This is a genomic window from Bradyrhizobium sp. ISRA436, assembly GCF_029910015.1.
Taxonomy (GTDB): domain Bacteria; phylum Pseudomonadota; class Alphaproteobacteria; order Rhizobiales; family Xanthobacteraceae; genus Bradyrhizobium.
The window spans coordinates 7,093,957-7,117,834 of the sequence record NZ_CP094519.1 but is presented as its reverse complement, the minus strand read 5'-3'; the positions used below and the strand labels follow the sequence as shown (position 1 = coordinate 7,117,834).

20 protein-coding genes are annotated in these 23,878 nt (G+C 64.5%); 8 read left to right on the top strand and 12 right to left on the bottom strand.

Going from position 1 to position 23,878, the window contains the following annotated elements; translation table 11 throughout:
• Position 1: 1 nt before the first annotated feature.
• Positions 2-916, bottom strand: coding sequence for a methylenetetrahydrofolate reductase [NAD(P)H] (metF, locus tag MTX23_RS33110; RefSeq protein ID WP_280974264.1), 915 nt, complete (start codon positions 914-916; stop codon positions 2-4).
• Between the two features lie 402 nt (positions 917-1,318).
• Here metF and MTX23_RS33105 point away from each other — a divergent pair, with 402 nt between their 5' ends.
• The gene (locus MTX23_RS33105; RefSeq protein ID WP_280974263.1) at positions 1,319-2,338 is read left to right on the top strand and encodes an LLM class flavin-dependent oxidoreductase; all 1,020 of its coding nucleotides are present in this window, start codon (positions 1,319-1,321) and stop codon (positions 2,336-2,338) included.
• Here MTX23_RS33105 and MTX23_RS33100 read toward each other — a convergent pair.
• Entirely contained in the window at positions 2,335-3,195 is an 861-nt protein-coding gene (locus MTX23_RS33100) for a prephenate dehydratase (RefSeq protein WP_280974262.1), read from the bottom strand. The two genes, MTX23_RS33105 and MTX23_RS33100, sit on opposite strands and share 4 nt — an antisense overlap.
• Positions 3,196-3,228: 33 nt before the next feature.
• Positions 3,229-3,969 carry a 3-deoxy-manno-octulosonate cytidylyltransferase gene (locus MTX23_RS33095; RefSeq protein WP_280974261.1) on the bottom strand — a complete coding sequence of 247 codons (741 nt, stop codon included), beginning with the start codon at positions 3,967-3,969 and terminating at the stop codon, positions 3,229-3,231.
• A gap of 202 nt (positions 3,970-4,171) precedes the next feature.
• On the opposite strand from MTX23_RS33095, the gene MTX23_RS33090 reads away from it, so the two are divergent.
• From MTX23_RS33090 to MTX23_RS33065, 6 genes are all read left to right on the top strand, one after another.
• A complete protein-coding gene (locus MTX23_RS33090) occupies positions 4,172-4,720 on the top strand; it encodes a cytochrome c family protein (RefSeq protein ID WP_280974260.1) in 549 nt (182 codons plus the stop codon).
• Positions 4,721-4,938: 218 nt separating this feature from the next.
• Positions 4,939-6,840 (top strand): extracellular solute-binding protein, encoded by a 1,902-nt coding sequence (locus tag MTX23_RS33085; RefSeq protein WP_280974259.1) that lies wholly within the window; start codon positions 4,939-4,941, stop codon positions 6,838-6,840.
• 16 nt (positions 6,841-6,856) lie between these two features.
• Complete coding sequence (locus MTX23_RS33080) at positions 6,857-8,734, top strand: extracellular solute-binding protein (RefSeq protein WP_280974258.1); 1,878 nt, start codon at positions 6,857-6,859, stop codon at positions 8,732-8,734.
• On the top strand, positions 8,731-9,840 hold the full coding sequence (locus tag MTX23_RS33075; RefSeq protein ID WP_280974257.1) for a microcin C ABC transporter permease YejB: 1,110 nt from the start codon (positions 8,731-8,733) through the stop codon (positions 9,838-9,840). Before MTX23_RS33080 ends, MTX23_RS33075 begins: the two co-directional genes overlap by 4 nt.
• On the top strand, positions 9,840-11,024 hold the full coding sequence (locus MTX23_RS33070) for an ABC transporter permease (RefSeq protein WP_280974256.1): 1,185 nt from the start codon (positions 9,840-9,842) through the stop codon (positions 11,022-11,024). Before MTX23_RS33075 ends, MTX23_RS33070 begins: the two co-directional genes overlap by 1 nt.
• Positions 11,025-11,027: 3 nt before the next feature.
• Positions 11,028-12,653 carry an ABC transporter ATP-binding protein gene (locus MTX23_RS33065; RefSeq protein ID WP_280974255.1) on the top strand — a complete coding sequence of 542 codons (1,626 nt, stop codon included), beginning with the start codon at positions 11,028-11,030 and terminating at the stop codon, positions 12,651-12,653.
• Between the two features lie 102 nt (positions 12,654-12,755).
• Here the strand turns inward: MTX23_RS33065 and MTX23_RS33060 are convergent, their stop codons facing one another.
• Both MTX23_RS33060 and MTX23_RS33055 read right to left on the bottom strand, forming a co-directional pair.
• On the bottom strand, positions 12,756-13,598 hold the full coding sequence (locus MTX23_RS33060) for an NlpC/P60 family protein (RefSeq protein ID WP_280974254.1): 843 nt from the start codon (positions 13,596-13,598) through the stop codon (positions 12,756-12,758).
• A complete protein-coding gene (locus MTX23_RS33055; RefSeq protein WP_280974253.1) occupies positions 13,591-14,970 on the bottom strand; it encodes a leucyl aminopeptidase family protein in 1,380 nt (459 codons plus the stop codon). Before MTX23_RS33055 ends, MTX23_RS33060 begins: the two co-directional genes overlap by 8 nt.
• A gap of 207 nt (positions 14,971-15,177) precedes the next feature.
• Between MTX23_RS33055 and MTX23_RS33050 the strand changes: the two genes are divergently transcribed.
• The gene (locus tag MTX23_RS33050; RefSeq protein ID WP_280978304.1) at positions 15,178-15,987 is read left to right on the top strand and encodes a tetratricopeptide repeat protein; all 810 of its coding nucleotides are present in this window, start codon (positions 15,178-15,180) and stop codon (positions 15,985-15,987) included.
• 98 nt (positions 15,988-16,085) lie between these two features.
• On the opposite strand, the gene MTX23_RS33045 is transcribed toward MTX23_RS33050, so the two are convergent.
• Genes MTX23_RS33045 through cpaB form a run of 7 tightly spaced genes read right to left on the bottom strand, consistent with a single transcriptional unit; the run spans position 16,086 to position 23,857 of the window.
• On the bottom strand, positions 16,086-17,060 hold the full coding sequence (locus tag MTX23_RS33045) for a type II secretion system F family protein (protein WP_280974252.1): 975 nt from the start codon (positions 17,058-17,060) through the stop codon (positions 16,086-16,088).
• Between the two features lie 9 nt (positions 17,061-17,069).
• On the bottom strand, positions 17,070-18,047 hold the full coding sequence (locus MTX23_RS33040; protein ID WP_280974251.1) for a type II secretion system F family protein: 978 nt from the start codon (positions 18,045-18,047) through the stop codon (positions 17,070-17,072).
• A gap of 12 nt (positions 18,048-18,059) precedes the next feature.
• Positions 18,060-19,523: a CpaF family protein gene (locus MTX23_RS33035; RefSeq protein ID WP_280974250.1), complete on the bottom strand. Its 1,464-nt coding sequence runs from the start codon at positions 19,521-19,523 to the stop codon at positions 18,060-18,062.
• A 24-nt stretch (positions 19,524-19,547) separates the two neighbouring features.
• On the bottom strand, positions 19,548-20,816 hold the full coding sequence (locus tag MTX23_RS33030) for an AAA family ATPase (RefSeq protein ID WP_280974249.1): 1,269 nt from the start codon (positions 20,814-20,816) through the stop codon (positions 19,548-19,550).
• Positions 20,813-21,565, bottom strand: coding sequence for a CpaD family pilus assembly protein (locus MTX23_RS33025; protein WP_280974248.1), 753 nt, complete (start codon positions 21,563-21,565; stop codon positions 20,813-20,815). Before MTX23_RS33025 ends, MTX23_RS33030 begins: the two co-directional genes overlap by 4 nt.
• Positions 21,566-21,575: 10 nt before the next feature.
• Positions 21,576-23,015, bottom strand: coding sequence for a type II and III secretion system protein family protein (locus MTX23_RS33020; RefSeq protein WP_280978303.1), 1,440 nt, complete (start codon positions 23,013-23,015; stop codon positions 21,576-21,578).
• A 44-nt stretch (positions 23,016-23,059) separates the two neighbouring features.
• Positions 23,060-23,857, bottom strand: coding sequence for a Flp pilus assembly protein CpaB (cpaB, locus tag MTX23_RS33015; RefSeq protein WP_280974247.1), 798 nt, complete (start codon positions 23,855-23,857; stop codon positions 23,060-23,062).
• Positions 23,858-23,878: the final 21 nt, after the last annotated feature.

The window sequence follows — 23,878 nt, the reverse complement described above, 5'->3', positions numbered from 1 at the left end:
GTCAGGCAGCTTTCTGGGCACCGTTCGGCCGGATGCCGAGCAGATGGCTGATCGCGAACACGAGGTCCGCGCGGTTCATGGTGTAGAAATGGAAGGTGTCGACGCCGTGCTTGAACAGCTTCTGCACCTGGCCGGCGGCGACGGTGGCGGCGACCAGCTTGCGGGTCTCGGCGTCGTTGTCGAGGCCGTCGAACTTCTCGGCGAGCCAGTCCGGCACGCTGGTGCCGGCGCGGGTCACGAAATTGCGGGCCTGCTTGAAATTGTGCATCGGCATGATGCCCGGCACGATCGGGATCTCGATGCCGCGCGCCCGCACCCTGTCGACGTAGCGGTAATAGAGCTCGTTGTCGAAGAACACCTGGGTGATCGCGCGCGCAGCACCGGCATCGACCTTGGCCTTCAGCGTATCGATGTCGGCGTCGAAGCTGGCGGCTTCTGGATGCTTCTCGGGATAGGCCGACACCGAGATCTCGATATCGGGATGGCGCTTCTTGATCCCGGCGACGAGCTCGGCCGAGCTCTGGTAGCCGTCGGGATGGGTGAAATAGGGCGTGCCGATGCCGCCCGGCGGATCGCCGCGCAACGCCACGATGTGGCGGACGCCGACCTCGTGGTAGCGGTCGACGATCTCGTCGATCTCGCCGCGCGTGGCGCCGACGCAGGTCAGATGCGCCGCCGGCAGCAGCTCGGTCTCCCGCAAGATGCGGGTGATGGTCGAATGGGTGCGCTCGCGGGTCGAGCCGCCGGCGCCATAGGTCACCGACACGAAGTTCGGCGTCAGTGGCGCCAGACGCTTGATGGCCTCCCAGAGATTGCGCTCCATCTCCTCGGTCTTCGGCGGGAAGAACTCGAAGGAGATCTTGGGAGTCTTGAGCGCGCGGTGCCCGTTCGACGCGGGCGAGACGATCTCGGTCATGATACGCAAAGGTCTCCGCAACACGTGGGCAGGCGTCTGGCTTGAATATGGACGCCTTAAGATAAGCGAAACGGCCTTCTCCATACAGCCCATCGTATATGGGAAATTGCCCATTGTAGATAGATATGCGGTCCAAATGGCTCAGAGAACAAGGAGAGTGGGTGGCAATCGATGGTCTCATCGTAAAATACCAATGTGTTGAAATTGTTGAGAAAAATATGAAAGCGTAACAAACGGTTACGTTGGCAATAAATGTGGGCAGGGTCGTGTCGTTAGCGAATTGTCGTATTTCGTCCCAATCTGCACGACGGACGCGGTCACGAGCATCGACCTTCCGGCGCGGGACTGACCTGCGCGGCCCGGGTCTTTGTCGGCTCTGCGGGCCACACTAGGTTGAGCGCCATGATCCCGCTGTCCGTCCTCGACCTTTCCGTCGTCACATCAGGCATCAGACCTGCCGCCGCGCTGCGCAACAGCATCGACCTGGCGCGCCATGTCGATGACCTCGGCTATAGCAGGTATTGGCTCGCCGAGCACCACAACCTCGCGTCGGTCGCGAGTCCCGCACCCGACCTGATGATCGGGCAGATCGCGGCGGTGACGCAGAACATCCGCGTCGGCTCCGGCGGCGTGATGCTGCCGAACCATGCGCCGCTCGTGGTCGCTGAGCGCTTCAAGATGCTGGAGGCGCTGTTTCCCGGCCGGATCGATCTCGGCCTCGGCCGCGCGCCTGGCACCGATGGCGCCACGGCTTACGCGCTGCGCAGCCGGCTCGACCGCCACGAGGGCGACGATTTCCTCGAGCGGCTGCATGAGCTGACCTTGTGGGAGACGCGCGATTTCCCCGCCGGTCATCCCTACAACAAGGTGGTGGCGATGCCGGACGACTCGCCGTTGCCGCCAATCTGGCTGCTCGGCTCGAGCGATTACTCCGCCGAGCTCGCGGCGCAGGTCGGGATGGGCTTTGCCTTCGCACACCATTTTGCGACCCATGATGCGATCGCCGCTATGACCAACTATCGCGCGCATTTCACGCCGTCGGGCTGGCGCGCCGCGCCGCAGGCGATCCTTGCGGTCGCCGTCGTCGCGGCCGAGACGGATGCGGAGGCCGAGAAGCTCGCGATGTCGATGGATCTCAACCGGCTGCGCCGCGACCGCGGCCAGTATCTGCCGCTGCCGAGCGTCGAGGAGGCGGAGGCCTATCCCTACACCGACGCCGATCGCGCCTCGATCGCACGCAACCGCTCCCGCTTCTTCGTCGGCAGCCCCGCGACCGTGATGACCAAGCTGCAGCCGCTGATCGCGGCGACCCAGGCGGACGAATTGATGGTGGTCACCGCGGTCTACGACCACGACGCGCGGAAGAAATCGTACAGCCTGCTCGCCGAGGCGTTCGGGCTGAGCAAGAAGGTGGCGGCCTAGTCCTGCCGCTCGCTGAAGGTCGCGCGGAAGGGGTGGCCGGGATAGACGCCGACGATGCGGAATTCGCGCGAGAAGAATTTCAATTCCTCCAGCGCAAAGGCAAGGCCGCGGTCGTTCGGATGGCCGTCGACGTCGGCATAGAATTGCGTGGCGAAGAAATTGCCGTCGACCATGTAACTCTCGAGCTTGGTCATGTTGACGCCGTTGGTGGCAAAGCCGCCCAGCGCCTTGTAGAGCGCCGCGGGCAGGTTACGCACCCGGAAGACAAAAGTGGTGACCAGCGGCCCCGAGCCCTGTTCGGCCCATTTGGCCTCACGCGCCAGCACCACGAAGCGGGTGGTGTTGTGGGCCTCGTCCTCGATGTCCTCGGCCAGGATGTCGAGGCCGTAGATCTCGGCGGCGAGACGCGAGGCGATCGCCGCCACGCTGCTGTCGCCGCGGTGGGCGATGTCGCGCGCGCTGCCGGCGGTGTCGCCGGCGACGAGCGGCCGGATGCCGAGCTTGCGGATCATGCGCCGGCACTGGCCGAGCGCGTGGACGTGGCTTTCCACGGTCTTGATGTCGGCGAGCTTGGTGCCCTTGATCGCCATTAACTGGTGGCGGACCGGCAGGAACCACTCGCCGACGATGAACAGGCCGGAATCCGGCAGCAGATGGTGGATGTCGGCGACGCGGCCGGCGACCGAGTTCTCGATCGGGATCATGCCGAGATCGGCCTCGCCCGAGGAGATCGCGGCCAGCGCGTCCTCGAAGGTCGGGCAAGGCATCGGCTCGGCGTCCGGATAGGCCTCGACGATCGCGATATGGGAATTGGCGCCAGGCTCGCCCTGGAACGCGATTTTCAGCTTCTTGGTCATGGTCTCTTTCCTGCGGGGCCTTTTAGCACCCGGTCAGGCTTTGGAAAGTATCTGCCTGGCGGTTTCGAGGTCGGCCGGGGTGTCGACGCCCCGCGGGACGGTGTCGACGATCGTGATGTCAATCCGCATGCCGGCCTCCAGGGCGCGAAGCTGCTCGAGCTTCTCCTGCAATTCCAGCGGCGAGGGCGGCAGCCGCACAAACCGCTCAAGCGCTGCGCGGCGGTAGGCATAGAGGCCGATATGATGGTAGCGCGGACCGTCGCCATGGGGCGCGGTGGCGCGGGTGAAATAGAGCGCGCGGAGCCGGTTCGCCCCGATCGGCGAGCCGACCGCCTTGACGACGCTGGGGGCACGGTCCTCCTCCTCGGTGTGGATTTGCGAGGCCAGCGTCGAAATATCGACAGCAGGGTCGGCCAGTGCCGGCATCACGCTGCGGATGGTGTCCGGCGTGATGGTCGGGAAATCGCCCTGCAGATTGACCACGATCTCGGCGGTCCGGTCCGGATCGAGGATCGTCATCGCCTCATGGACCCGATCCGACCCGGACGGATGGTCGGCGCGGGTCATCACCACCTCGCCGCCCGCGGCCTTCACTGCGTCGGCGATCTCCGCCGTGTCGGTGGCGACCGCAACCCGGCCGATCCGGGCCGCTTCGGCTCGCCGCAGCACGTGGACGATCATCGGCTGGCCCGCGATGTCCAAGAGCGGCTTTCCCGGCAGCCGCGTGGCGGCCATGCGGGCGGGAATCAGCACCAGGGCACGTGGTTCGGTCATTCGTGTCGGGGCCCGTCCGGCCTGCGGAAATTGATGGGGAGGGGGTTGAATCCGGCGCGTTTATACGGGTTGCCAGAGCGCGGGCAAACCGATATCTCAAACGCTGCTTGGGGGGCGGTGCGATAGGCCGATTCCCAGGTCCTTCCGCGCGGCCGTATTCCCGGCCTGAAGTCGACATTCAAGGCCCGGAGCCTGACCCAAAATGGACTCCTTCGAACTCAATAAAATTCTCGGTGCGCTTCTCGGCACCTGCATTGTTGTCCTGGTGACGAGCTTTGCCGCTGGCGCGGTGTTCACGCCGAAGGCGCCGGAGAAGCCGGGCTTTGAGATCGCGGCGAAGGAGGAGGCCCCCGCTGGTGGCGGCGAGGCTGCCCCGGCCAAGTCGGAGCCGATCGAGAAGCTCCTGCAGACCGCCTCGGCGGAGAAGGGCGCTGCCGCGGCCAAGAAGTGCCAGGCCTGCCACACCTTCGAGAAGGGCGGTCCGAACCGCGTCGGTCCGAACCTCTATGGCATCGTCAACGAGCCCCGGGGCGAGGGCCGCGGCTTCAACTTCTCGGCCGCGATGAAGGCCAAGGGCGGCACCTGGACCTTCGACGACCTCAACAAGTTCCTCACTAACCCGAAGGGCTTCATCCCGGGCACCGCGATGGGTTTCGCCGGCGTTCCGAAGGACAGCGAGCGCGCCGACATCATCGCCTATCTGAACTCGAATTCGGACCATCCCGCTCCGGTCCCGACGGCTTCGAAGTAGCGATTTGCTTTTCGCGATTACGCGGGAACGAAACGGCCAGGCAATGCCTGGCCGTTTTCGCATGGGTATTGAGTGTCGCGGGCTTGTTATCGGGACGTTTCGCCGCACCGGAACCATTCTTGGGTTACTATCATGAGGAAAAAGCAACGTAATTTGTCGAACCGTTGCCTTATATTGGGTCCCATGTAACCGGGGGGCCGCGAGCAGGAAAGACGAATTTGGCGATCACCCGACGACATCTTCTTCAAGGCAGCGCACTGGCCGCAATGGCTCCCGCGCTTGGGCTCAACTCCGGCTTGTCCACGGTCACGCCGGCCTTCGCGGATAGCGCCCCGAACGGGCTCAAATGGCGGCATGGCCTGTCGCTGTTCGGCAACGTCAAATACCCAGCCGACTTCAAGCGATTTGACTATGTCAATCCGGATGCACCGAAGGGCGGCCTTGCCCGGCAAATCGCCATCGGCACTTTCGATAATTTCAACATCGTCGTCTCGGGCGTGAAAGGTTCCATCGCAGGCGGTGTCGCGCAGATCTATGAATCGCTGACCACGCCTTCGCTCGACGAAGTCTCGACCGAGTATGGATTGCTGGCGGAGGCTGCAAGTTATCCCGACGACTTCTCCTATGTCGTTTATCGCCTGCGCCCTCAGGCAAAGTGGCACGACGGAGCGCCCGTTACCCCGGAAGACGTGATCTTTTCGCTCGGCGCCTTCAAGACGCACCATCCGATGTTCTCTGCCTACTACAGCCATGTGGTGCGGGCGGAGAAAATCAGCGATCGCGAAGTGAGGTTTGTCTTCGACATGCCGGGCAATCGCGAACTGCCGCAGATCGTGGGCCAACTGACGATCCTGCCCAGGCACTGGTGGGAGGGCACCGATGGCCAAGGCCGCACGCGTGATGTCTCCGCGACAACACTGGAGAAGCCGCTCGGGTCGGGGCCATATCGGATCAAGGATTTTGTCGCGGGACGGACTGTGACTTTGGAACGGGTCAAGGACCATTGGGCGCGCGACCTCGCGACCAATGTCGGCTCCAACAATTTCGACGAGCTGCGTTACGAGTACTTCAGGGATCCCACGGTCGCGATCGAGGCGTTCAAGGCCGATCAGATCGATTGGCGTACGGAGAACAGCGCGAAGGCCTGGGCCACCGCGTATGATTTTCCGGCCGTCACCGACAAGCGCGTGGTGCTGGAGGAGTTTCCCAACCGCAGTTCCGGCATCATGCAAGCCTTCGCGCCGAACCTGCGTCGCGCCAAATTCGCCGATCCGCGCGTCCGGCGAGCTTTGAACTTTGCCTTCGACTTCGAGGAAGTAAACAAGCAGCTGTTCTTCGGCCAGTACAAGCGCATCACCAGCTACTTCGACGGCGCCGAGGAGTTGATGGCGACAGGCCTTCCACAGGACAAGGAGCTTCGCATTCTCGAACCGTTGCGTGAACAGGTGCCGGCCGAAGTATTCACGACGGTCTACACCAATCCGGTCGGGGGAAACCCTGAAGCCGTGCGCGCCAATCTTCGCGAGGCGTTGCGCCTGCTCAAGGAGGCCGGCTACGAGGTGCGCGACCGCAAGCTGGTGAACTCAAAGAGCGGCGAGCCCTTCTCGATCGAATTGCTCAGCCAGGATCCGAATTTTGAAAGGGTCATGCTGGCCTACAAGCCCTCACTCGAGCGGCTTGGAATGTCGGTCAGTGTGCGCACGATTGATCCAATTCAATATGAGAACCGACTTCGCGATTGGGATTTCGACATTGTTGTCGGGTCCTGGCCGGAATCCCTCTCTCCCGGCAATGAGCAGCGCGAATTTTGGGGAACGAAAGCCGCTGACGCGCCGGGATCCCGCAATATCGTCGGCATCAAGAACCCGGTGATCGACAAGCTGATCGAGCGGGTGATTTTTGCGACGGATCGCGAAGATCTCGTCGCTGCAACCAAAGCGCTCGACCGCGTGTTGTTGTGGAATCATTACGTCGTCCCGCAATGGAACTATCCGAAGGTGCGTACGGCGCGCTGGGATCGGTTCGGTCGCCCGGCACAGTTGCCGAAGTACGGTCTCTCGGGATTCCCGTTGATCTGGTGGTACGACGCCGACAAGGCGGCCAAGCTCAAGAGTTCATAAGGTCAAGGATTCGCGCATGGCGCTACTCACCCGTCGGCACGCACTCGGTCTCGGCATCGGTGCGTTGAGCGCTGCAGGATTTCGCGCAGCCCCGGCAGCCGCCGATAACGGATCCGAGATGCACGGCATATCGGCGTTCGGCGACCTGAAATATCCGGCGGATTTCAAGCAGTTCGACTATGTCAATCCGAACGCGTCGAAGGGTGGGGTGTTCTCGACGATCCCATCGGTGCGCGCCAACAACCAATCCTATTACACCTTCAACTCGCTCAACGCCTACATCCTGAAGGGCGAGGGCGCGCAGGGCATGGACATGACCTTCGCGACGCTGATGTCGCGCGCCAATGATGAGCCTGACGCGATGTACGGCTACGCCGCGAAGTCGGTGCAGATCTCGCCGGACAAGCTCACCTACCGCTTCACCATGAGGCCAGAGGCGCGCTTCCATGACGGCTCGAAGCTCACCGCGCAGGACGTCGCCTTCTCGCTCAGCACGCTGAAGGAAAAGGGCCATCCGCTGATCGTCGTGCAATTGCGCGACTTCGTGAAGGCCGAGGCGCCCGACGATGCGACCGTCGTCGTCAGCTTCGCGCCGAATCGCGCGCGCGACGTGCCGCTCTTTGTCGCGGGCCTGCCGATCTTCTCCAAGGCCTATTACGCGACGCGCCCGTTCGATGAATCGACGCTCGATACACCGCTCGGCTCGGGGCCGTACAAGGTCGGCAAGTTCGAGGTCAACCGTTACATCGAATTTAACCGCGTCAAGGACTGGTGGGGAGCCGACCTGCCGGTCAGTCGCGGCAATTACAATTTCGACACCGTGCGCTACGAATTCTATCGCGATCGCGATGTCGCCTTCGAAGGCTTTACCGCGAAGAACTATTTGTTCCGCGAGGAGTTCACCGCCCGCGTCTGGGCGACCCGGTATGATTTCCCCGCGGTGAAGGACGGCCGCGTCAAGCGCGAGACGCTGCCCGACGACACGCCATCCGGCGCACAGGGCTGGTTCATCAACACTCGACGCGACAAGTTCACGGATTCCCGCGTGCGCGAGGCGCTGATCAACGCCTTCGACTTCGAGTGGACCAACAAGACCATCATGTACGATGCCTATGCGCGAACGGTCTCGCCGTTCCAGAATTCGGACATGGTGGCGGAAGGACCGCCTTCGCCGGAAGAACTCGCGCTGCTCGAGCCGTTCCGCGGCCAGATGCCGGACGAGGTGTTTGGCCTGCCCTATGTGCCGCCGATGTCCGACGGTTCGGGCCAGGATCGCACCCTGCTGCGCAAGGCCGCGCAGCTTCTCAATGACGCCGGCTACCTCATCAAGGACGGCAAGCGCGTGCTGCCGACTGGCGAGGTGTTCACCATCGAATTCCTTGCCGACGAGCCCTCGTTGCAGCCGCACCATGGCCCCTTCATCAAGAATCTCGGAACGCTGGGCATCGATGCGACGCTCCGCCTGGTCGATGCCGTGCAGTATCGCGCCCGGGTGGAAGATTTCGACTTCGACCTGACCATGCAGCGCTTCAGCTTCTCGGCGACACCCGGCGACAGCATGCGTCCGTTCTTCTCCGCGCAGGCGGCCAAGACCAAGGGCTCCTACAACCTCGCAGGGATCTCCAGTCCCGTCATCGACGCACTGGTCGAAAAGATCATCGGCGCCAATAGCCGCCATGAGCTGACGGTTGCCTGTCGTGCCTTCGATCGCGTGTTCCGCGCGGGACGCTATTGGGTGCCGCAGTGGTACCGCAACACGCATCCGATCGCCTACTGGGATCAATTCGATCATCCGGAGAAGCTGGCGAAATATACGTCGGGCGTCGGTGCGCCTGACAACTGGTGGTACGATGCGGCCAAGGCCGCGAAGCTCGAACAGGCGAGTAGACGATGAGTGCCTATATTGCCCGTCGCATTCTCCTGATGTTGCCGACGCTGCTGGGCATCCTGTTCGTCTCCTTCGTGGTCGTGCAGTTCGCTCCGGGCGGACCGGTCGAGCGCGTCATCGCGCAGATCAACGGCGCCGATACGGGCGGCACCTCGCGCGTGTCGGGCGGCGGCGGTGATTTCGCGGCGCAGCGCGGCCAGGGTGGCGCTGCGGCCAGCTCGATCAACTCGAAATACCGCGGCGCGCAGGGTCTCGATCCCGACTTCATCAAGAAGCTCGAGGTGCAGTTCGGCTTCGACAAGCCGGCGCCGGAGCGCTTCCTCCTGATGGTGTGGAATTTTGCCCGCTTCGATTTCGGCAAGAGCTATTTCCGCGACATCAGCGTGATCCAGCTCATCAAGGAGAAGCTGCCGGTCTCGATCTCACTCGGGCTCTGGATGACGCTGCTGACCTACCTGATCTCGATCCCGCTCGGCATCCGCAAGGCGGTCCGGGACGGATCGCGGTTCGACACCTGGACCTCGGCGGTGATCATCATCGGTTTCGCGATTCCGGGCTTCCTGTTCGCGATCTTCCTGATCATCCTGTTCGCCGGCGGCTCGTTCTTCAACATCTTCCCGCTGCGCGGGCTGACCTCCGACGGCTGGTCGCAGTTTCCCTGGTACTGGAAGATCATCGACTATTTCTGGCACATCACGCTGCCGATAATATCGATGGCGCTCAGCGCCTTCGCCACCATGACGCTGCTCACCAAGAACTCGTTCCTCGACGAAATCCGCAAGCAATATGTGATGACGGCGCGAGCCAAGGGCTGCAGCGAGCGGCAGGTGCTCTACGGCCACGTCTTCCGCAATGCCATGCTGATCGTGATCGCGGGATTCCCGGCCGCGTTCATCCACGCCTTCTTCTCCGGCTCGCTCCTGATCGAGACCATCTTCTCGCTCGACGGGCTCGGCCTGCTCAGCTTCGAGAGCGTCCTCAATCGCGACTATCCGGTGGTGTTCGGGACGCTGTTCGTCTTTTCGCTGGTCGGGCTCGTGGTCAATCTGATCTCCGATCTCACATATATGTGGATCGATCCGCGGATCGATTTCGAGGCGCGGGAGGTCTGATGACGATGCTCGCGCCAAAGCCGGTCGAGACCTCGACGCAATCGCCGCTCGGCGAGGTGGTGCCCGCCACGCGCCACGGCTTCGCGCCGTCGCCGCTGAACAAGCGGCGCTGGCAGAACTTCAAGGCGAACCGCCGCGGCTACTGGTCATTCTGGATCTTCCTCGTGCTGTTCGTGGTGTCGCTGTTCGCCAACGTCATCGCCAACGACAAGCCGCTCGTCGTCAAGTATGACGGCCACTACTACTGGCCGGTGCTGTTCAGCTATGCCGAGACCACCTTCGGCGGCGACTTCGAGACCGCGGCGGACTATCGCGACCCCTACCTGCAGAAGCAGATTGCGGCCAAGGGCGGCAGCATGATCTGGCCCCCGATCCGCTATTCCTATGACACGCGTAACCTCGATCTGCCGACCCCGGCGCCATCGCCGCCCACCTGGTGGTTGACCGAAACGCAGTGCAAGGACGTGGTGCAGCGGAAGGGCCTGAAGAGCTGCCGCGACCTCGAATATAACTGGCTCGGCACCGACGATCAGGGGCGCGATGTCCTTGCGCGGCTGATCTATGGCTTCCGCATCTCGGTGCTGTTCGGCCTGACGCTGACCATCCTGTCCTCGATCATCGGCGTCGCCGCCGGCGGCGTGCAGGGTTATTTCGGCGGCTGGATCGACCTCACCTTCCAGCGGCTGATCGAGATCTGGACCGCGATTCCCTCGCTCTATCTGCTCCTGATCATCTCGGCGGTGCTGCCGCCCGGCTTCTTCATCCTGCTCGGCATCCTGCTGTTGTTCTCATGGGTGTCGCTGGTCGGCCTGGTGCGCGCCGAATTCCTGCGCGGGCGCAACTTCGAATACATCCAGGCGGCGCGCGCGCTCGGCGTCTCCAATGCCGTGATCATGTTCCGCCACCTGCTGCCAAACGCGATGGTCGCGACCATGACGTTCCTGCCCTTCATTGTGTCGTCCTCGGTGATGACGCTGACAGCGCTGGACTTCCTCGGCTTTGGCCTGCCGCCCGGTTCGCCGTCGCTCGGCGAACTCTTGTCGCAGGGCAAGGCCAACGTGCAGGCGCCGTGGCTCGGTCTCACCGGCTTCTTCTCGGTCGCGATCATGTTGTCGCTCCTGATCTTCATCGGCGAAGCCGCGCGCGACGCCTTCGATCCGCGCAAGACGTTCTCGAAGGGCTGACGCATGGACGCCATCAACCAGCCGCTGCTCGATATCCGCAACCTCTCGGTCGCGTTCGGCCCTTCGGTCGCGGTCGACCAGATCTCGTTCTCGATCAAGCACGGCGAGTGCGTGGCTCTCGTCGGTGAATCCGGCTCCGGAAAATCCGTCAGCGCGCTGTCGATCCTGAGGCTGTTGCCGTATCCTGTGGCGTCGCATCCCTCCGGTGCGATCCGCTTTCGCGGCCGGGATCTTTTGACCGCGTCCGACCAGGAGATGCGCGAGGTTCGCGGCAACGATATCTCGATCATCTTCCAGGAGCCGATGACCTCGCTCAATCCGCTCCACACCATCGAATCGCAGATCGGCGAGATCCTGTCGCTGCATCAGGGCATCGGCGGCGCGGCGGCCCGGGCGCGGACGCTGGAATTGCTGCGGCAGGTCGGCATCCCCGACCCGGAGACGCGGCTCAAGAGCTATCCGCACCAATTGTCGGGCGGCCAGCGCCAGCGCGTGATGATCGCGATGGCGCTCGCCAACGAGCCGGATCTGTTGATCGCGGACGAGCCGACCACGGCGCTCGACGTCACCGTGCAGGCGCAGATCCTGACGCTGCTCGCGGAAATCCGCACCCGGCTCGGCATGAGCCTGTTGTTCATCACCCACGATCTCGGCATCGTCCGCCGCATCGCCGACACGGTCTGCGTGATGAACAACGGCAAGATCGTCGAGCAGGGTCCGGTCGAGCAGGTCTTCACGGCGCCGAAGCACGCTTATACCCGCGCGCTGCTCGCGGCCGAGCCGAAGCCCGATCCGGCGCCGCCGCAACCCGGAGCGCCGGTCGTGATGTCGGCGGACAATCTCAAGGTATGGTTCCCCATCAAGCGCGGCCTGTTGCGCTCCACCGTCGGCCACATCAAGGCGGTCGACGGCGTCAGCCTTGCGGTGCGCAAGGGCGAGACGCTCGGCGTCGTCGGCGAGTCCGGCTCCGGCAAGACCACGCTGGGGCTGGCGCTACTGCGGCTGATCTCGTCGAATGGACCGATCGTGTTCCTCGGCAAGGATATCCAGGGCCTGCGCTTCAAGGAGATGCGGCCGTTCCGCCGCGACATGCAGATCGTGTTCCAGGACCCGTTCGGCTCGCTCAGCCCGCGCATGTCGGTGGGCGACATCGTTGCCGAGGGACTGGAAGTGCACCAGCCGCAGCTGTCGCGCGAGCAGCGCGAGGCGCGGGTGGTGAAGGCGCTCAAGGATGTCGGCCTAGATCCCGACTGGCGCTTCCGCTATCCGCATGAATTCTCCGGCGGTCAGCGCCAGCGCATCTCGATCGCGCGCGCGGTCGTGCTGGAGCCGAACTTCATCGTGCTGGACGAGCCGACCTCGGCGCTCGACATGCTGCTCCAGGCGCAGATGGTCGACCTGTTGCGCGACCTGCAGCGCAAGCGTGACCTCACCTACATGTTCATCTCGCACGATCTGCGCGTGGTGGCCTCGCTCGCGAGCCACCTGATCGTGATGAAGTCCGGCAAGGTCGAGGAGGAGGGGCCGGCCTCGGCGCTGTTCAAGAACCCGAAGAGCGAATACACCCGCGCGCTGTTCGCCGCTGCATTCCGGCTGGAGACCGACGGCGAGGGGGCGGTGGCGACGTAGTGATCCGAGTAGGATGGGTAGAGCGAAGCGAAACCCATCATCTCGCCGCGCCGTTGCAGCCCGATGGGTTTCGCTGCGCTCTACCCATCCTACAGGATCTGGCTAAAGCCGCTTGATCGCGGCGACCTCGCTGCCGGTAGCCTTGATCCGCGCGATGGCGGCTTGCGTGGGCTCGATCACGGTTGCCATATGATGCGCGTTGGCGTGCACGAGGGTGGAGGCGTCGCGCACAACAGCGACATGGCCTTTCCAGAAGATCAGGTCGCCGCGCTGCAGGTGCTTCTGCTCGGCCGTGCTCAGGTCCCGGCCGAGTCCCTCCTGCTGCATATCGCTGTCGCGCGGGCAGCCGGTGCCGGCAGCGGTCAGCGCGACCTGCACGAGGCCAGAGCAATCGATGCCGAGGCTCGATTTGCCGCCCCAGAGATAGGGCGCGCCGACGAAACGCTCGGCGATCGCGACAAAATCCTGTTCCATCGCGTCGAGCGGGCCGAGATGCAGGCGTGGCAGATGCCAGCCTTCGCGGGTCACCGCGAAGAGGCCGTCCTCGCGGATAACCGTCAGCTTCGTTCCCATCGTCAGCGCGTCGACCGGCGGCAGCTTGATCGACGGACCCGGAAAGGCAAACGTGCGCAGCGCCGTCACCTTGTGGGTCGGCGCCGCTCCGGGCCTGGTCAGCGTGGCGTCGGGAATCCAGCCGACATAGCCATCATCGGCGAGTTGGCCCCACGCCCAGCCTTCGCCGTTGCGGTCGTAGATGGTGACGCGCTCGCCCTTCAGCGCCTGCGTCATCTGCTCGGCATCGGCGGCCGGCGCGTTGCGGAGCGGCGCGATGGCCTCGCTGACCTCGAACTCCTCGCCCTCGACAAAGCGTGCGGCCTTGACCTTGCCCTCGAGATATTTCGCAGCGAGGTCGTCGCGGGCCGGGGTCAAACGCGGATCACGCATAGCGCTGGCTCAACAGTTTGTAGATCGCACGCGCGGCCTGGCACTCGCCGCCTTCGGGGCGCCCGGGCTTCACCGAGGGCGTCCAGCCGTAGATGTCGACATGCAGCCACGCCTTCGCGTGCTCGACAAAGCGCTGCAGGAACAGCGCGCAGGTGATCGAGCCGGCGAACCCGCCCGACGGCGCGTTGGTGATGTCGGCGGTCTTGGAGTCGAGCCAGGCGTCGTAGGCCGGCCAGAGCGGCAGACGCCACAACGGATCGTTCTCGCTCTTGGCGTGGGCGGCGACGTCGCCGGCAAGCGTCTCATCATTGGTGTAGAATGGCGGCAAATCCGGTCCCAGCGCCACGCGCGCCGCGCCGGTGAGCGTGCCCAGATCGACCAGCAGATCGGGCTTTTCCTCGTCGGCCAGCGCCAGCGCGTCGGCGAGCACCAGCCGTCCCTCGGCATCGGTGTTGCCAATCTCGACGGTGATGCCCTTGCGCGACCTGATGATGTCGAGCGGGCGGAACGCATTGCCGGCGACCGCGTTCTCGACCGCCGGGATCAGCACGCGCAGTCGCACCTTCAGCCTGGCGTCCATCACCATCTGCGCCAGCGCCAGCACGTTGGCGGCGCCGCCCATGTCCTTCTTCATCAGCAGCATGCCGCTCGACTGCTTGAGATCGAGCCCGCCGGTGTCGAAGCAGACACCCTTGCCGACCAGCGTCACCTTGGGATGTGCCGGATCGCCCCAGGTCAGATCGATCAGCCGGGGCGGGCGCGCAGAAGCCATGCCGACCGCGTGGATCAGCGGAAAACCCCGTTCGAGCGCCTCGCCTGTGATGCAGTTGAAGCTGGCGCCGAAACGCGTCGCCAATTCATGCGCCGCGTCTGCAAGCTCGGCCGGACCCATGTCGTTGGACGGCGTGTTGATGAGGTCGCGCGCAAGTGCCGCCGCGTCCACCATGCGCGCGATATCGGCGGCGTCGACGCCGTCGGGTGGCACCAGCCGCACATCGGTCGCCTCTTTCTTGCGATAGCGGCCAAAGCGATAGCAGCCGAGCGCGAAGGCGAGCGCAGCGAGCCTGACGTCATGCGGCGCATTGGCGAAGTGGTAGACACCCGACGGCAGCAGGCCAGGCAGGGCGCCCGGCCGGAACGGATCGCGCGCCTTGTGGCTCTCGTCCTCGAGGCCGAACAGCACCTGTGCGATGCTGCCGTCAAATGCCGGCAATACCAAGCATTTGCCGGGCTTTGCCGCAAAGCCGTTGGCGTCGGCGAACTGACGCGCCGGAGCCGGCAGCTCGGTCCGGATCGCATCCCATGTCGTTTTGGTGACAAAGGTGATCGGGATGGCGTCGGTTGCAGGCGCGGTTTCGAACACGGATGACATGCGGTTCTCGGCTGTTCTGGCGTCGTTGGTCGCTACTACACGCCTTTCGCTGCGGATGGTAGCGCGGCAGCGGTTGGCGGCACCGGCAGAATCGGACCCGGGCCCGGCGTTCGCGACGGACGCCAATTAACCAGACGTTAGGGTTAACAGTCTATTGCTGGCGCGTTCGGCTCGTTCCATTTGCCCGATTTCGTGAGTCAAAGTGCCATGCGTGGACAGTCCAATCTGGGCCGGCTTGCTGCCCGGCATTTCACTTCCGCGGCCGTCGTGGCGATCCTGGCTGCAGGCCTCGGCGGCTGTCAGACCATGTCCGACGTGACGGGGTCCCTGGCGGCCCGCACAGCACCGGCGCCCGACGATCCACGCCGTGCCGTCGAGGTCTATGGGGAGCGCTACCGCAAGAATCCGAAGGACGTCGACACCGCGATCGCCTACGGCCAGGCCCTGCGGGCCACCGGCCAGCGCGAGCAGGCCTGCGCCGTGCTGGAACAGGCAACCTTAGCCAATCCGGGCAACCGGCCGCTGCTCGCGGCCTATGGCCGCGCGCTCGCCGACAACGGCAATTCGCAGGCTGCCTTCGACGTGCTCAGCCGCGCCCACACCCCGGACAATCCGGACTGGCGCATCCTGTCGGTGCAGGGCACCACGCTCGACAAGATGGGCCGGCACGACGAGGCGCGCCGCTATTATGCAAGCGCGCTGCGGATCGCTCCGGACGAACCGTCGGTGCTGTCCAATCTCGGCCTCTCCTACATGCTGACCAAAGAGCTGCCCAAGGCTGAGGAGACGCTGCGCCGTGCCTATGCCGGCGCCCACAACGACGGACGGATACGGCAGAACCTCGCGCTCGTCGTCGGCCTGCAGGGCCGCTTCGCCGAAGCCGAAAGCATCGCAAAGGCCGACCTGCCACCGGGCGAGGCGGAGGCCAATGTCGCCTATCTGCGCGACATGCTGAACCGCAAGGACGGCCCGCGCACCGCGTCGAAATCCGCGCCGGTGGTCGCGCGGGACGATTAGAACAGACGAACAAGGCAAGCAGCCATCAGCGCGATGCAACCCGCAAAAAGCAACGCCCGGCCAGGCCGGGCGTTTTCGTTTCCGCGTGTCCGCGCGTCCTAGTAGATCGCCGAAATCTTGATGTAGGACGGCCCGAGGATCACGATGAACAGACAGGGCAGGAAGAACAGGATCATCGGCACGGTCAGCTTGGGCGGCAGCGCCGCCGCCTTCTTCTCTGCCTCGTTCATGCGCATGTCGCGGTTTTCCTGCGCCATCACGCGCAGGCTCTGGCCAAGCGGCGTGCCGTAGCGTTCGGACTGCTGCAGGGCGAGGCACACCGACTTCACGCCCTCGAGCCCGACGCGACGCGCCAGGTTCTCATAAGCGGCCTTTCGATCCTGCAGATAGGAGAGCTCCGCCGTGGTCAGCGCGAACTCCTCCGACAGCGCCAATGACTGTCCGGCGATCTCCTGGGCCACCTTGCGGAAGGCGACCTCGACCGACATGCCCGACTCGATGCAGATCAGCAGCAGGTCGAGCGAGTCGGGGAAGGCGCGCTTGATCGAGAGTTGGCGCTTGGTGATGGCGTTCTTCAGGAACAGCATCGGGGCCTGCAGGCCGGCATAGGTCGCCGCGACGCAGATGCCGATCTTGAGCGTGATCGACCAATTGGCGCCCGCGATGAAGAAGGTGTAGACGATGGCCGCAATCAGCATCACGATCGGGGCGACCGCGCGCGCGAACAGGAAGGTGACGTAGGGGGCGTGGCCGCGATAGCCTGCCATCACGAGCTTCTCGAGCGCGGCCTCCTGGGCAAGCCATTTGGTGAGGTTCAGGTCGTCCACCACTTTGGAGACGATCTGTTTCGGCGTCTGCCGCAGCGCCACCTTTTCGGACTTGGCGAGACGGTCGCGTTCGCGCTGCCGGATGCGTTCGCGCTCGCTGGCGACGGCCTTCATGCGCTTGTTGAGATTGCCCCCGGCGAACAGCGGCATTACCAGCGTATAGACCGTGGCACTTGCCGCGAAGAAGGCAAGCAGCATGGTCATGAACCTGACATCGTGGAGCTTGGCGACAAGGAAATCGATCATGCTGCACCGTCAGAAATCGAAGTTGATCATCTTCTTCATCACGAGAACGCCGATCGACATCCAGATGGCGCAGAACACCAGCATCAGCTGGCCGGTCGGATTGGTCCACAGCAGCGCGATGTAGTCGGGCGTCGTGATAAACACCAGCAGCATCACGATCGGCGGCAACGATCCGATGATACCGGCGGAGGCCTTCGCTTCCATTGACATGGCCTGGATCTTCTCAGCCATCTTCTTGCGGTCGCGCAGCACCCTGGACAGGTTGCCGAGCGCCTCCGACAGGTTGCCGCCGGATTTCTGCTGGATCGCGATCACGATGCCGAAGAAGTTCGCTTCCGGCAGCGGCATGCGTTCGTAGAGCCGGGCGCAGGCGTCGGCGAGCGGCATGCCGATCGCCTGGGTCTCGATGATCGCGAGAAACTCGCTGCGCAGCGGTTCGGGCGAGTCGCTGGCGACCACCTTGAGGGATTCGAACAGCGGCAGACCGGCCTTGATGCCGCGCACGATGACGTCGACGGCATCGGGCAGCGCCTTCAGAAATGCCTTTTCGCGGCGCTTCTTCAGGAAACTGAGGAGCCAGCGCGGCAGGCCGAAGCCCATGGCAAAGCCGATGCCGGCCGCGCCGAGCAGACCGCCGCCCACCAGGGATGCCGCGCCGAACCCGAACAGGCCGAGCACGCCGGAGATGATCCAGAATTTCTGTTCGGACCATTCCAGCCCGGCCTGCGAGATGCGCATGCCGAGCGGGATCTTCTTGTCCTTCTGGCTCCGCGCCTCGAGCTCCTTCAATGATCCTTCGACCTGCTCGCGGCGGGAGCGTTGCGAGCGTTCGGCGCCACGCGCGGCTGACGGCTCAGAGCGCGCCACCGATGCGCGGCGGGACTCGGCCTTCTTCTCCCCGGACAGATAGGGATACAGGAAGACCCAGGCGAGGCCGCCTACGGTGGTGGCGGCGAGGAAGGCCACGGCAAGGGTTTGCATCTGCATCGTACGCTTCCCTTAGGTCGGCGGCGGGGCTTCGGAGGCGTCGAGCGCCGCTGCAAGCCGCTTCTCTTCATTGTAGTAGCGCGCGCGTTCCCAGAACTTGGGCCGGCCGATGCCGGTCGAGCGGTGCCTGCCGATGATCTTGCCGTTCGCGTCTTCCCCGAGAATGTCGTAGAGGAAGATGTCCTGGGTGATGATGGTGTCGCCTTCCATGCCCATCACCTCGGTGATGTGCGTGATGCGGCGCGAGCCGTCGCGCAGGCGCGCCGCCTGGACGATCACGTCGATCGAGGCGCAGACCATCTCGCGGATGGTGCGGGAGGGCAGCGAGAAGCCGCCCATGGTGATCATGGATTCGCAGCGCGACAGGGCTTCGCGCGGGTTGTTCGCGTGCAGCGTGCCCATCGAGCCGTCGTGGCCGGTGTTCATCGCCTGCAGCAGGTCGAATGCTTCGGGTCCGCGGACTTCGCCGACGATGATGCGCTCCGGGCGCATACGCAGGCAGTTGCGGACCAATTCGCGCATCGTCACCTGGCCTTCGCCCTCGATGTTCGGCGGGCGCGTTTCCAGCCGCACCACATGCGGTTGCTGCAGCTGAAGTTCGGCGGCGTCTTCGCAGGTGATGATACGTTCGTCGTGCTCGATATAGTTGGTGAGGCAGTTCAATAGCGTGGTCTTGCCCGAGCCGGTGCCGCCCGAGATCAGCACGTTGCAGCGGACACGGCCGATGATCTGCAGGATGGTCGCCCCCTCCGGCGTAATCGCGCCGAACTTGACGAGCTGCTCCAGCGTCAGCTTGTCCTTCTTGAACTTGCGGATGGTGAGCGCGGGCCCGTCGATCGCCAGCGGCGGGACGATGGCGTTGACGCGGGAGCCGTCGGCGAGACGCGCGTCGCAGATCGGCGAGGATTCGTCGACGCGCCGACCGACCTGGCTGACGATGCGCTGGCAGATGTTCAGGAGCTGCTGGTTGTCACGGAAGCGGATGCCGGTGCGCTGGATCTTGCCGCCGACTTCGATGAACACGGTGCCCGCGCCGTTGACCATGATGTCGGCGATATCGTCGCGCGACAGCAGGGGTTCCAGCGGTCCATAGCCCAGCACGTCGTTGCAGATGTCGTCGAGCAGCTCTTCCTGCTCGGCGATCGACATCACGATGTTCTTGATCGCGATGATTTCGTTGACGATGTCGCGAATTTCCTCGCGTGCCGACTCGCTGTCCAGCTTGGCGAGCTGGGCGAGGTCGATCGCCTCGATCAGGGCGCCGAAGATCGTCGCCTTGACCTGATAGTAGTTGTCCGAGCGACGAGTTTCGACGGTGGGAGCCGGCGCCACCTTTGCCGGGGCGAGCGGCGGCGACGATATCGCCGGTGCGGCGGACTCGCGCGACATGGCTGACGGCCCGGCAGGCTCCGGGGTCTGAAATGCGGGCTTGGGTGCCCGCAGGTCCGAATCGCTTCCGCTACGCTTACCAAACACGACGTCTTGACTCCACGCGGGCCGCTACTTCGCCCGCAGCTTATCGAGCAGGGGTGACAGGAACGAACTCTTCGGCTTCTTGGTTTCGCCGCGGCCGGTCAGCCGCTGCGCCATTTGCAGGAACATCTCGACCGCACGATGATTGGTGGAGATCTCCGCGATCATCTGGCCGTTGTTGGCGGCCGAACCGAAGATCTGCGGATCGAACGGAATGGCGGCGATCGGCTGGCTTTCGATCGCCTTGGCGAATTCGCTGGCCGCGATCTCCGGACGCTTCGGTACGCCGACCTGGTTCAGGCAGTACAACGGTGCGCGGTCGTTCGGCCGGGCTGCCTTGAGTAGGTCGAACATGTTCTTGGCGTTGCGCAGATTGGCGAGATCGGGCGCGGCCACGATCAGGATATCATCGGCCGCGATCAGCGCACGCTTGGCCCAGCCCGACCATTGGTGGGGCACGTCGAGCACGATGCAGGGCATCGTGGTGCGCAGCGTATCGAAGATCGCATCGAACGCTTCGGCGCCGAAATCGTACACCTTGTCGAGCGTTGCCGGCGCTGCCAGCAGGCTCAGATGGTCGGTACATTTCGACAGCAGGCGGTCGATGAAGGCGGTATCGACGCGGTCGGGCGAGAACACGGCGTCCGCGATGCCTTGCGCCGGGTCCTGATTGTAGTTGAGGCCCGCGGTGCCGAAGGCGAGATCGAGGTCGGCGACGACCGAGTCCAGCGCGAGGTCGCGGGCGATCGCCCAGGCGACGTTATGGGCGATCGTCGAGGCGCCGACGCCGCCCTTGGCGCCGACGACGGCGACGATGCGGCCGACCGCCTTGGCTTCCGGTGCCGAGAACAGGTTGCAGACCGCGCGCACCACGTCGATCGCCTGAGCCGGCGCGATCACATAGTCGCTGACGCCGCGGCGCACCAGTTCGCGATACAGCGTGACGTCGTTGACGCGGCCGATCACGATCACGCGGGTACCGGCGTCGCAGACCGTGGCGAGCTGATCGAGGCCGGCCAGGATGTCGTTGCGGGCTTCGGTTTCGAGAACGATGACGTTGGGCGTCGGCGCCGAGCGATAGGCCTCGATGGCCGCCGCCATCCCGCCCATCTGGATCTTGAGATGGGCCTTGGCCAGCCGGCGATCTTCGCCCGCCGACTGCACGGCGGCAGCGGTCTCGACCGTCTCGCAGAAGGCCTGGACCGAAACCCGCGGCGCCGGAGCAATATGATCCTCGACGGGCGGCGACGTGACGTCCGGCTGCTCTTCGGAGTTTTGTCTCGCGTAGGTGATCATTTGCCAGTGTCGCTGAGTTTGGCCTTGTCGGCCTCGGGATAGGTCGTCGTGGTGGTGGTCCCCTTCCGATACTTGTCGAAGGCGATGTTACGACGCGGCGTATAGGCCGGAGTTTCCGCGCGCGGCTGCACGATGTCGGTCGGATCCTCGACCATGGCCGCGAAGTTGCGCTGAGTGGCGCAGCCAAAATTGTAGTACTGCCCGTTCTCGATGTAGGACTTGTTGTGGATCGATGGGCCGAGGTCTTCGGGCCAAAGTCCGCATGGTCCGGCGACCGCCGTCATCCTCGGATAGTTCACCCGGATTGCCGGCAGCTGGCGCGGGTCCTCGGGATGATATTTGCGGACGACGACCCCGCGCGGCGGTACGCCGGCGGCGGCGAACGTGGCCTGGATCTCGCGCAGCGAATCCCGGGCGGCGCGGGCGTTCGGCGTGTCGGCGGGGACGTCGATGGTGACGGCGCCGGTGCCTTCACGCATCCAGTCTTGCGCCATCCCCATCACTTCGGCGCGCTGCTCGGCGGTCAGGCCGCCACGGCTGCGGCCGACAAAGACCACGATCGAGCGATCCGCCTCGGTGACCGCGATCGGATGACGCTGGCGATAGTCGGCCGGCGCGTTGATCATCGCGAGACTGTCGTCGTTGGTGTGCTGGCAGGCGCCGAGCGTCACGGAAAGCCCGATGAGCGCCCCGCTGAGACAGAGGGCGCGCTTCCAACTGGCGGATGTCATGAATGTCGTCTGCGTCATTGTCCCCGCCTCAGTCGGTAATGAAGCCGTAAGTGCCGCGGTAATTCCGCGCCGGCTCCGCACGACCCCGTACGCCGTAGATGCGATTGATGCTGCCCAGCAGGTCGGCCTGCGGATCGGATGCGTTGACGAAGCCGTCATCCGGACGCGACAGGTCCTTTTGCGCCACCGCGCGCACGACATAGGGCGTCACCAGCACCATAAGCTCGGTCTGTTTGTTGACGAAGTCGCGGCTGCGGAACAGCGTGCCGAGCACCGGCAGCGACGCCAGGCCGGGAAGGCCGTTGATCGCCTGCTTGGTCTGGTCCTGGATCAGGCCGGCCATCGCCATCGAGCCGCCCGAGGGGATTTCCAGCGTGGTCTCGGCGCGGCGGGTCTTGATCGAGGGAATCGTCGTTCCGCCCTGGCCGCCTTGCAGCGCATTCTCGCTCGATACTTCCGACACTTCCGTCATCACCCGCAGGCTGATCCGCCCCTCGGTCAGCACCACCGGCGTGAAGTTGAGCGAGATGCCGAATTTCTTGAAGCTGACCGTCTGGACGCAGTTTCCGATCGTGCCAGTTGACGACGTCTGGCAGGTCACGCCGGTCGGGATTGGAAATTCGCCGCCCGAGATGAAAGTTGCCGATTCACCGGAGATCGCCGTCAGGTTCGGCTCGGCGAGCGTGCGGACGACACCCGCGCTTTCCATGGCGCGGAGCGTCGCCGACACCGACGGTGTGGAGCCGAACGAGGTGGCGAGAGCGTTGCCGGACACGAGCGGGGCGTTGTTCGCCGTGAACGGATTGTTGTTGGTGAATTTCACCACGGCCGTGCCGTAATTGAGGTTGGCGGTGAGGTCGATGCCGAGCTGCTTGATCAGGCTGCGCGAGACTTCGGCGACGGTGACCTTCAGCATCACCTGGTCGCGACCCCGAACCGTAATGGAGTTCACGACTTTGTCGGCGCTGCCGGCCAGCCGCGTTGCAATGTCATTGGCCTGCTGCGCCTCGATCGGGCTCGATGCGGTGCCGGTCAGCATGATGCTGTCGCCGATGCCCTCGACCTGGATATCGGCATTGGGCATGACCTGCCGCAATGCAGCGCGTATGCCGTTGAGGTCGCGCTTGACGGCGATGTCATAGGCGGCGATCTGCTGGCCCGCGGCGTCGAAGAACACGATGTTGGTCTGGCCGACCGTCGCGCCGATGATATAGGCGCGCTGTGCGGAGCGGACGACGGCGTTGGCGATCTTGGGATCCGCGACCAGAACGTCCTTGATGTCCCGCGGCAGGTCGATCACCACCGATTTGCCGACGCCGAGCGACAGGAAGCGCGCATTCATCTGGCCGTCGGCTGAATTCGGCGCCGCGGCGCGATAATCGCTCGCCAGGACCGGGGTCAGCGCCGGGTTGAGCGTGAGTGCGGCGACCGCCGAAAACGACAGGGCGCGGACCAGCATGGTCCGCATCGTCCGTTGAGTTGCCCCGCAGTTCATCCCGTGTGCCCTCATCGTCACTTCTGCATCGTTGCCTGGCTGGCAACGCCGTAGCGGATGACGTTCACCGTCTCGCCGCGTCTGTTGTGGTTGTCATCGGTCTGGTCGTCGGTCGCGTTGACGTCCGCGATGCTGCGCAGCGCGAGCGACAGCGTGCCGCTCTGGCGCGCCCGCGCCAGCGTCTCGGTCTGCTCGGGCTTCAACTCCAGCGTCACGGTCTTGCCGACCAGTGCGTTGGTGCCGTCCTTTTCCTTCGGGGCCTGATCGATCGCGAGCACGCGGACATTGGTCAGGATGACCTCGGAGTTGACGACGTCGGCGCCGGTGCGGTCCGGATTCTTGTCGCGCCGGGACAGCAGGACGTCGACCCGGTCGTTCGGCAGGATGAAGCCGCCGGCCGCCGTCTCAGGCGAAATTTCGGTCGAGACGGCGCGCATGCCGCTCGGCAGGATCGCCGCCATGAAGCCGCTGCCATTGGCCTTGACGAGCTTCTGCTCGCGGATCGGCTCGCCCTGGATGAACGGGGCGCGGGCAATCGAGCCCGTGACGTCCTTGATGGCGTCGGCATGGTTGTCGCGGCGCATGAAGCTACTGCTGGCCGTCGCCGCCGGCCAGGTCTGCCATTGCAGGTCGTCGGGCTTCACGGTCTGACCGAGACCGATATCGGACCGTGCGACGAGGATGTCGACCGTCGGCAGCTGCGCAACGGGCGGCGCGGCGGGCGCCGGCTTGTTGTCGCTTCCGCTCGCCAGATAAAGGGCCGCGAGGCCGGCGCAGCCTGCGATAGCCAGGACCACAATGCGGGCCGTATTCATTACGCTTCACTTTCCACATGA

Coding starts and splice junctions, on each gene's coding strand:
- metF (WP_280974264.1), bottom strand. CDS start 916: ATGACCGAGATCGTCTCGCCCGCGTCGAACGGGCACCGCGCGCTCAAG.
- MTX23_RS33105 (WP_280974263.1), top strand. CDS start 1,319: ATGATCCCGCTGTCCGTCCTCGACCTTTCCGTCGTCACATCAGGCATC.
- MTX23_RS33100 (WP_280974262.1), bottom strand. CDS start 3,195: ATGACCAAGAAGCTGAAAATCGCGTTCCAGGGCGAGCCTGGCGCCAAT.
- MTX23_RS33095 (WP_280974261.1), bottom strand. CDS start 3,969: ATGACCGAACCACGTGCCCTGGTGCTGATTCCCGCCCGCATGGCCGCC.
- MTX23_RS33090 (WP_280974260.1), top strand. CDS start 4,172: ATGGACTCCTTCGAACTCAATAAAATTCTCGGTGCGCTTCTCGGCACC.
- MTX23_RS33080 (WP_280974258.1), top strand. CDS start 6,857: ATGGCGCTACTCACCCGTCGGCACGCACTCGGTCTCGGCATCGGTGCG.
- MTX23_RS33075 (WP_280974257.1), top strand. CDS start 8,731: ATGAGTGCCTATATTGCCCGTCGCATTCTCCTGATGTTGCCGACGCTG.
- MTX23_RS33070 (WP_280974256.1), top strand. CDS start 9,840: ATGACGATGCTCGCGCCAAAGCCGGTCGAGACCTCGACGCAATCGCCG.
- MTX23_RS33065 (WP_280974255.1), top strand. CDS start 11,028: ATGGACGCCATCAACCAGCCGCTGCTCGATATCCGCAACCTCTCGGTC.
- MTX23_RS33060 (WP_280974254.1), bottom strand. CDS start 13,598: ATGCGTGATCCGCGTTTGACCCCGGCCCGCGACGACCTCGCTGCGAAA.
- MTX23_RS33055 (WP_280974253.1), bottom strand. CDS start 14,970: ATGTCATCCGTGTTCGAAACCGCGCCTGCAACCGACGCCATCCCGATC.
- MTX23_RS33050 (WP_280978304.1), top strand. CDS start 15,178: ATGCGTGGACAGTCCAATCTGGGCCGGCTTGCTGCCCGGCATTTCACT.
- MTX23_RS33045 (WP_280974252.1), bottom strand. CDS start 17,060: ATGATCGATTTCCTTGTCGCCAAGCTCCACGATGTCAGGTTCATGACC.
- MTX23_RS33040 (WP_280974251.1), bottom strand. CDS start 18,047: ATGCAGATGCAAACCCTTGCCGTGGCCTTCCTCGCCGCCACCACCGTA.
- MTX23_RS33030 (WP_280974249.1), bottom strand. CDS start 20,816: ATGATCACCTACGCGAGACAAAACTCCGAAGAGCAGCCGGACGTCACG.
- MTX23_RS33025 (WP_280974248.1), bottom strand. CDS start 21,565: ATGACGCAGACGACATTCATGACATCCGCCAGTTGGAAGCGCGCCCTC.
- MTX23_RS33020 (WP_280978303.1), bottom strand. CDS start 23,015: ATGCGGACCATGCTGGTCCGCGCCCTGTCGTTTTCGGCGGTCGCCGCA.
- cpaB (WP_280974247.1), bottom strand. CDS start 23,857: ATGAATACGGCCCGCATTGTGGTCCTGGCTATCGCAGGCTGCGCCGGC.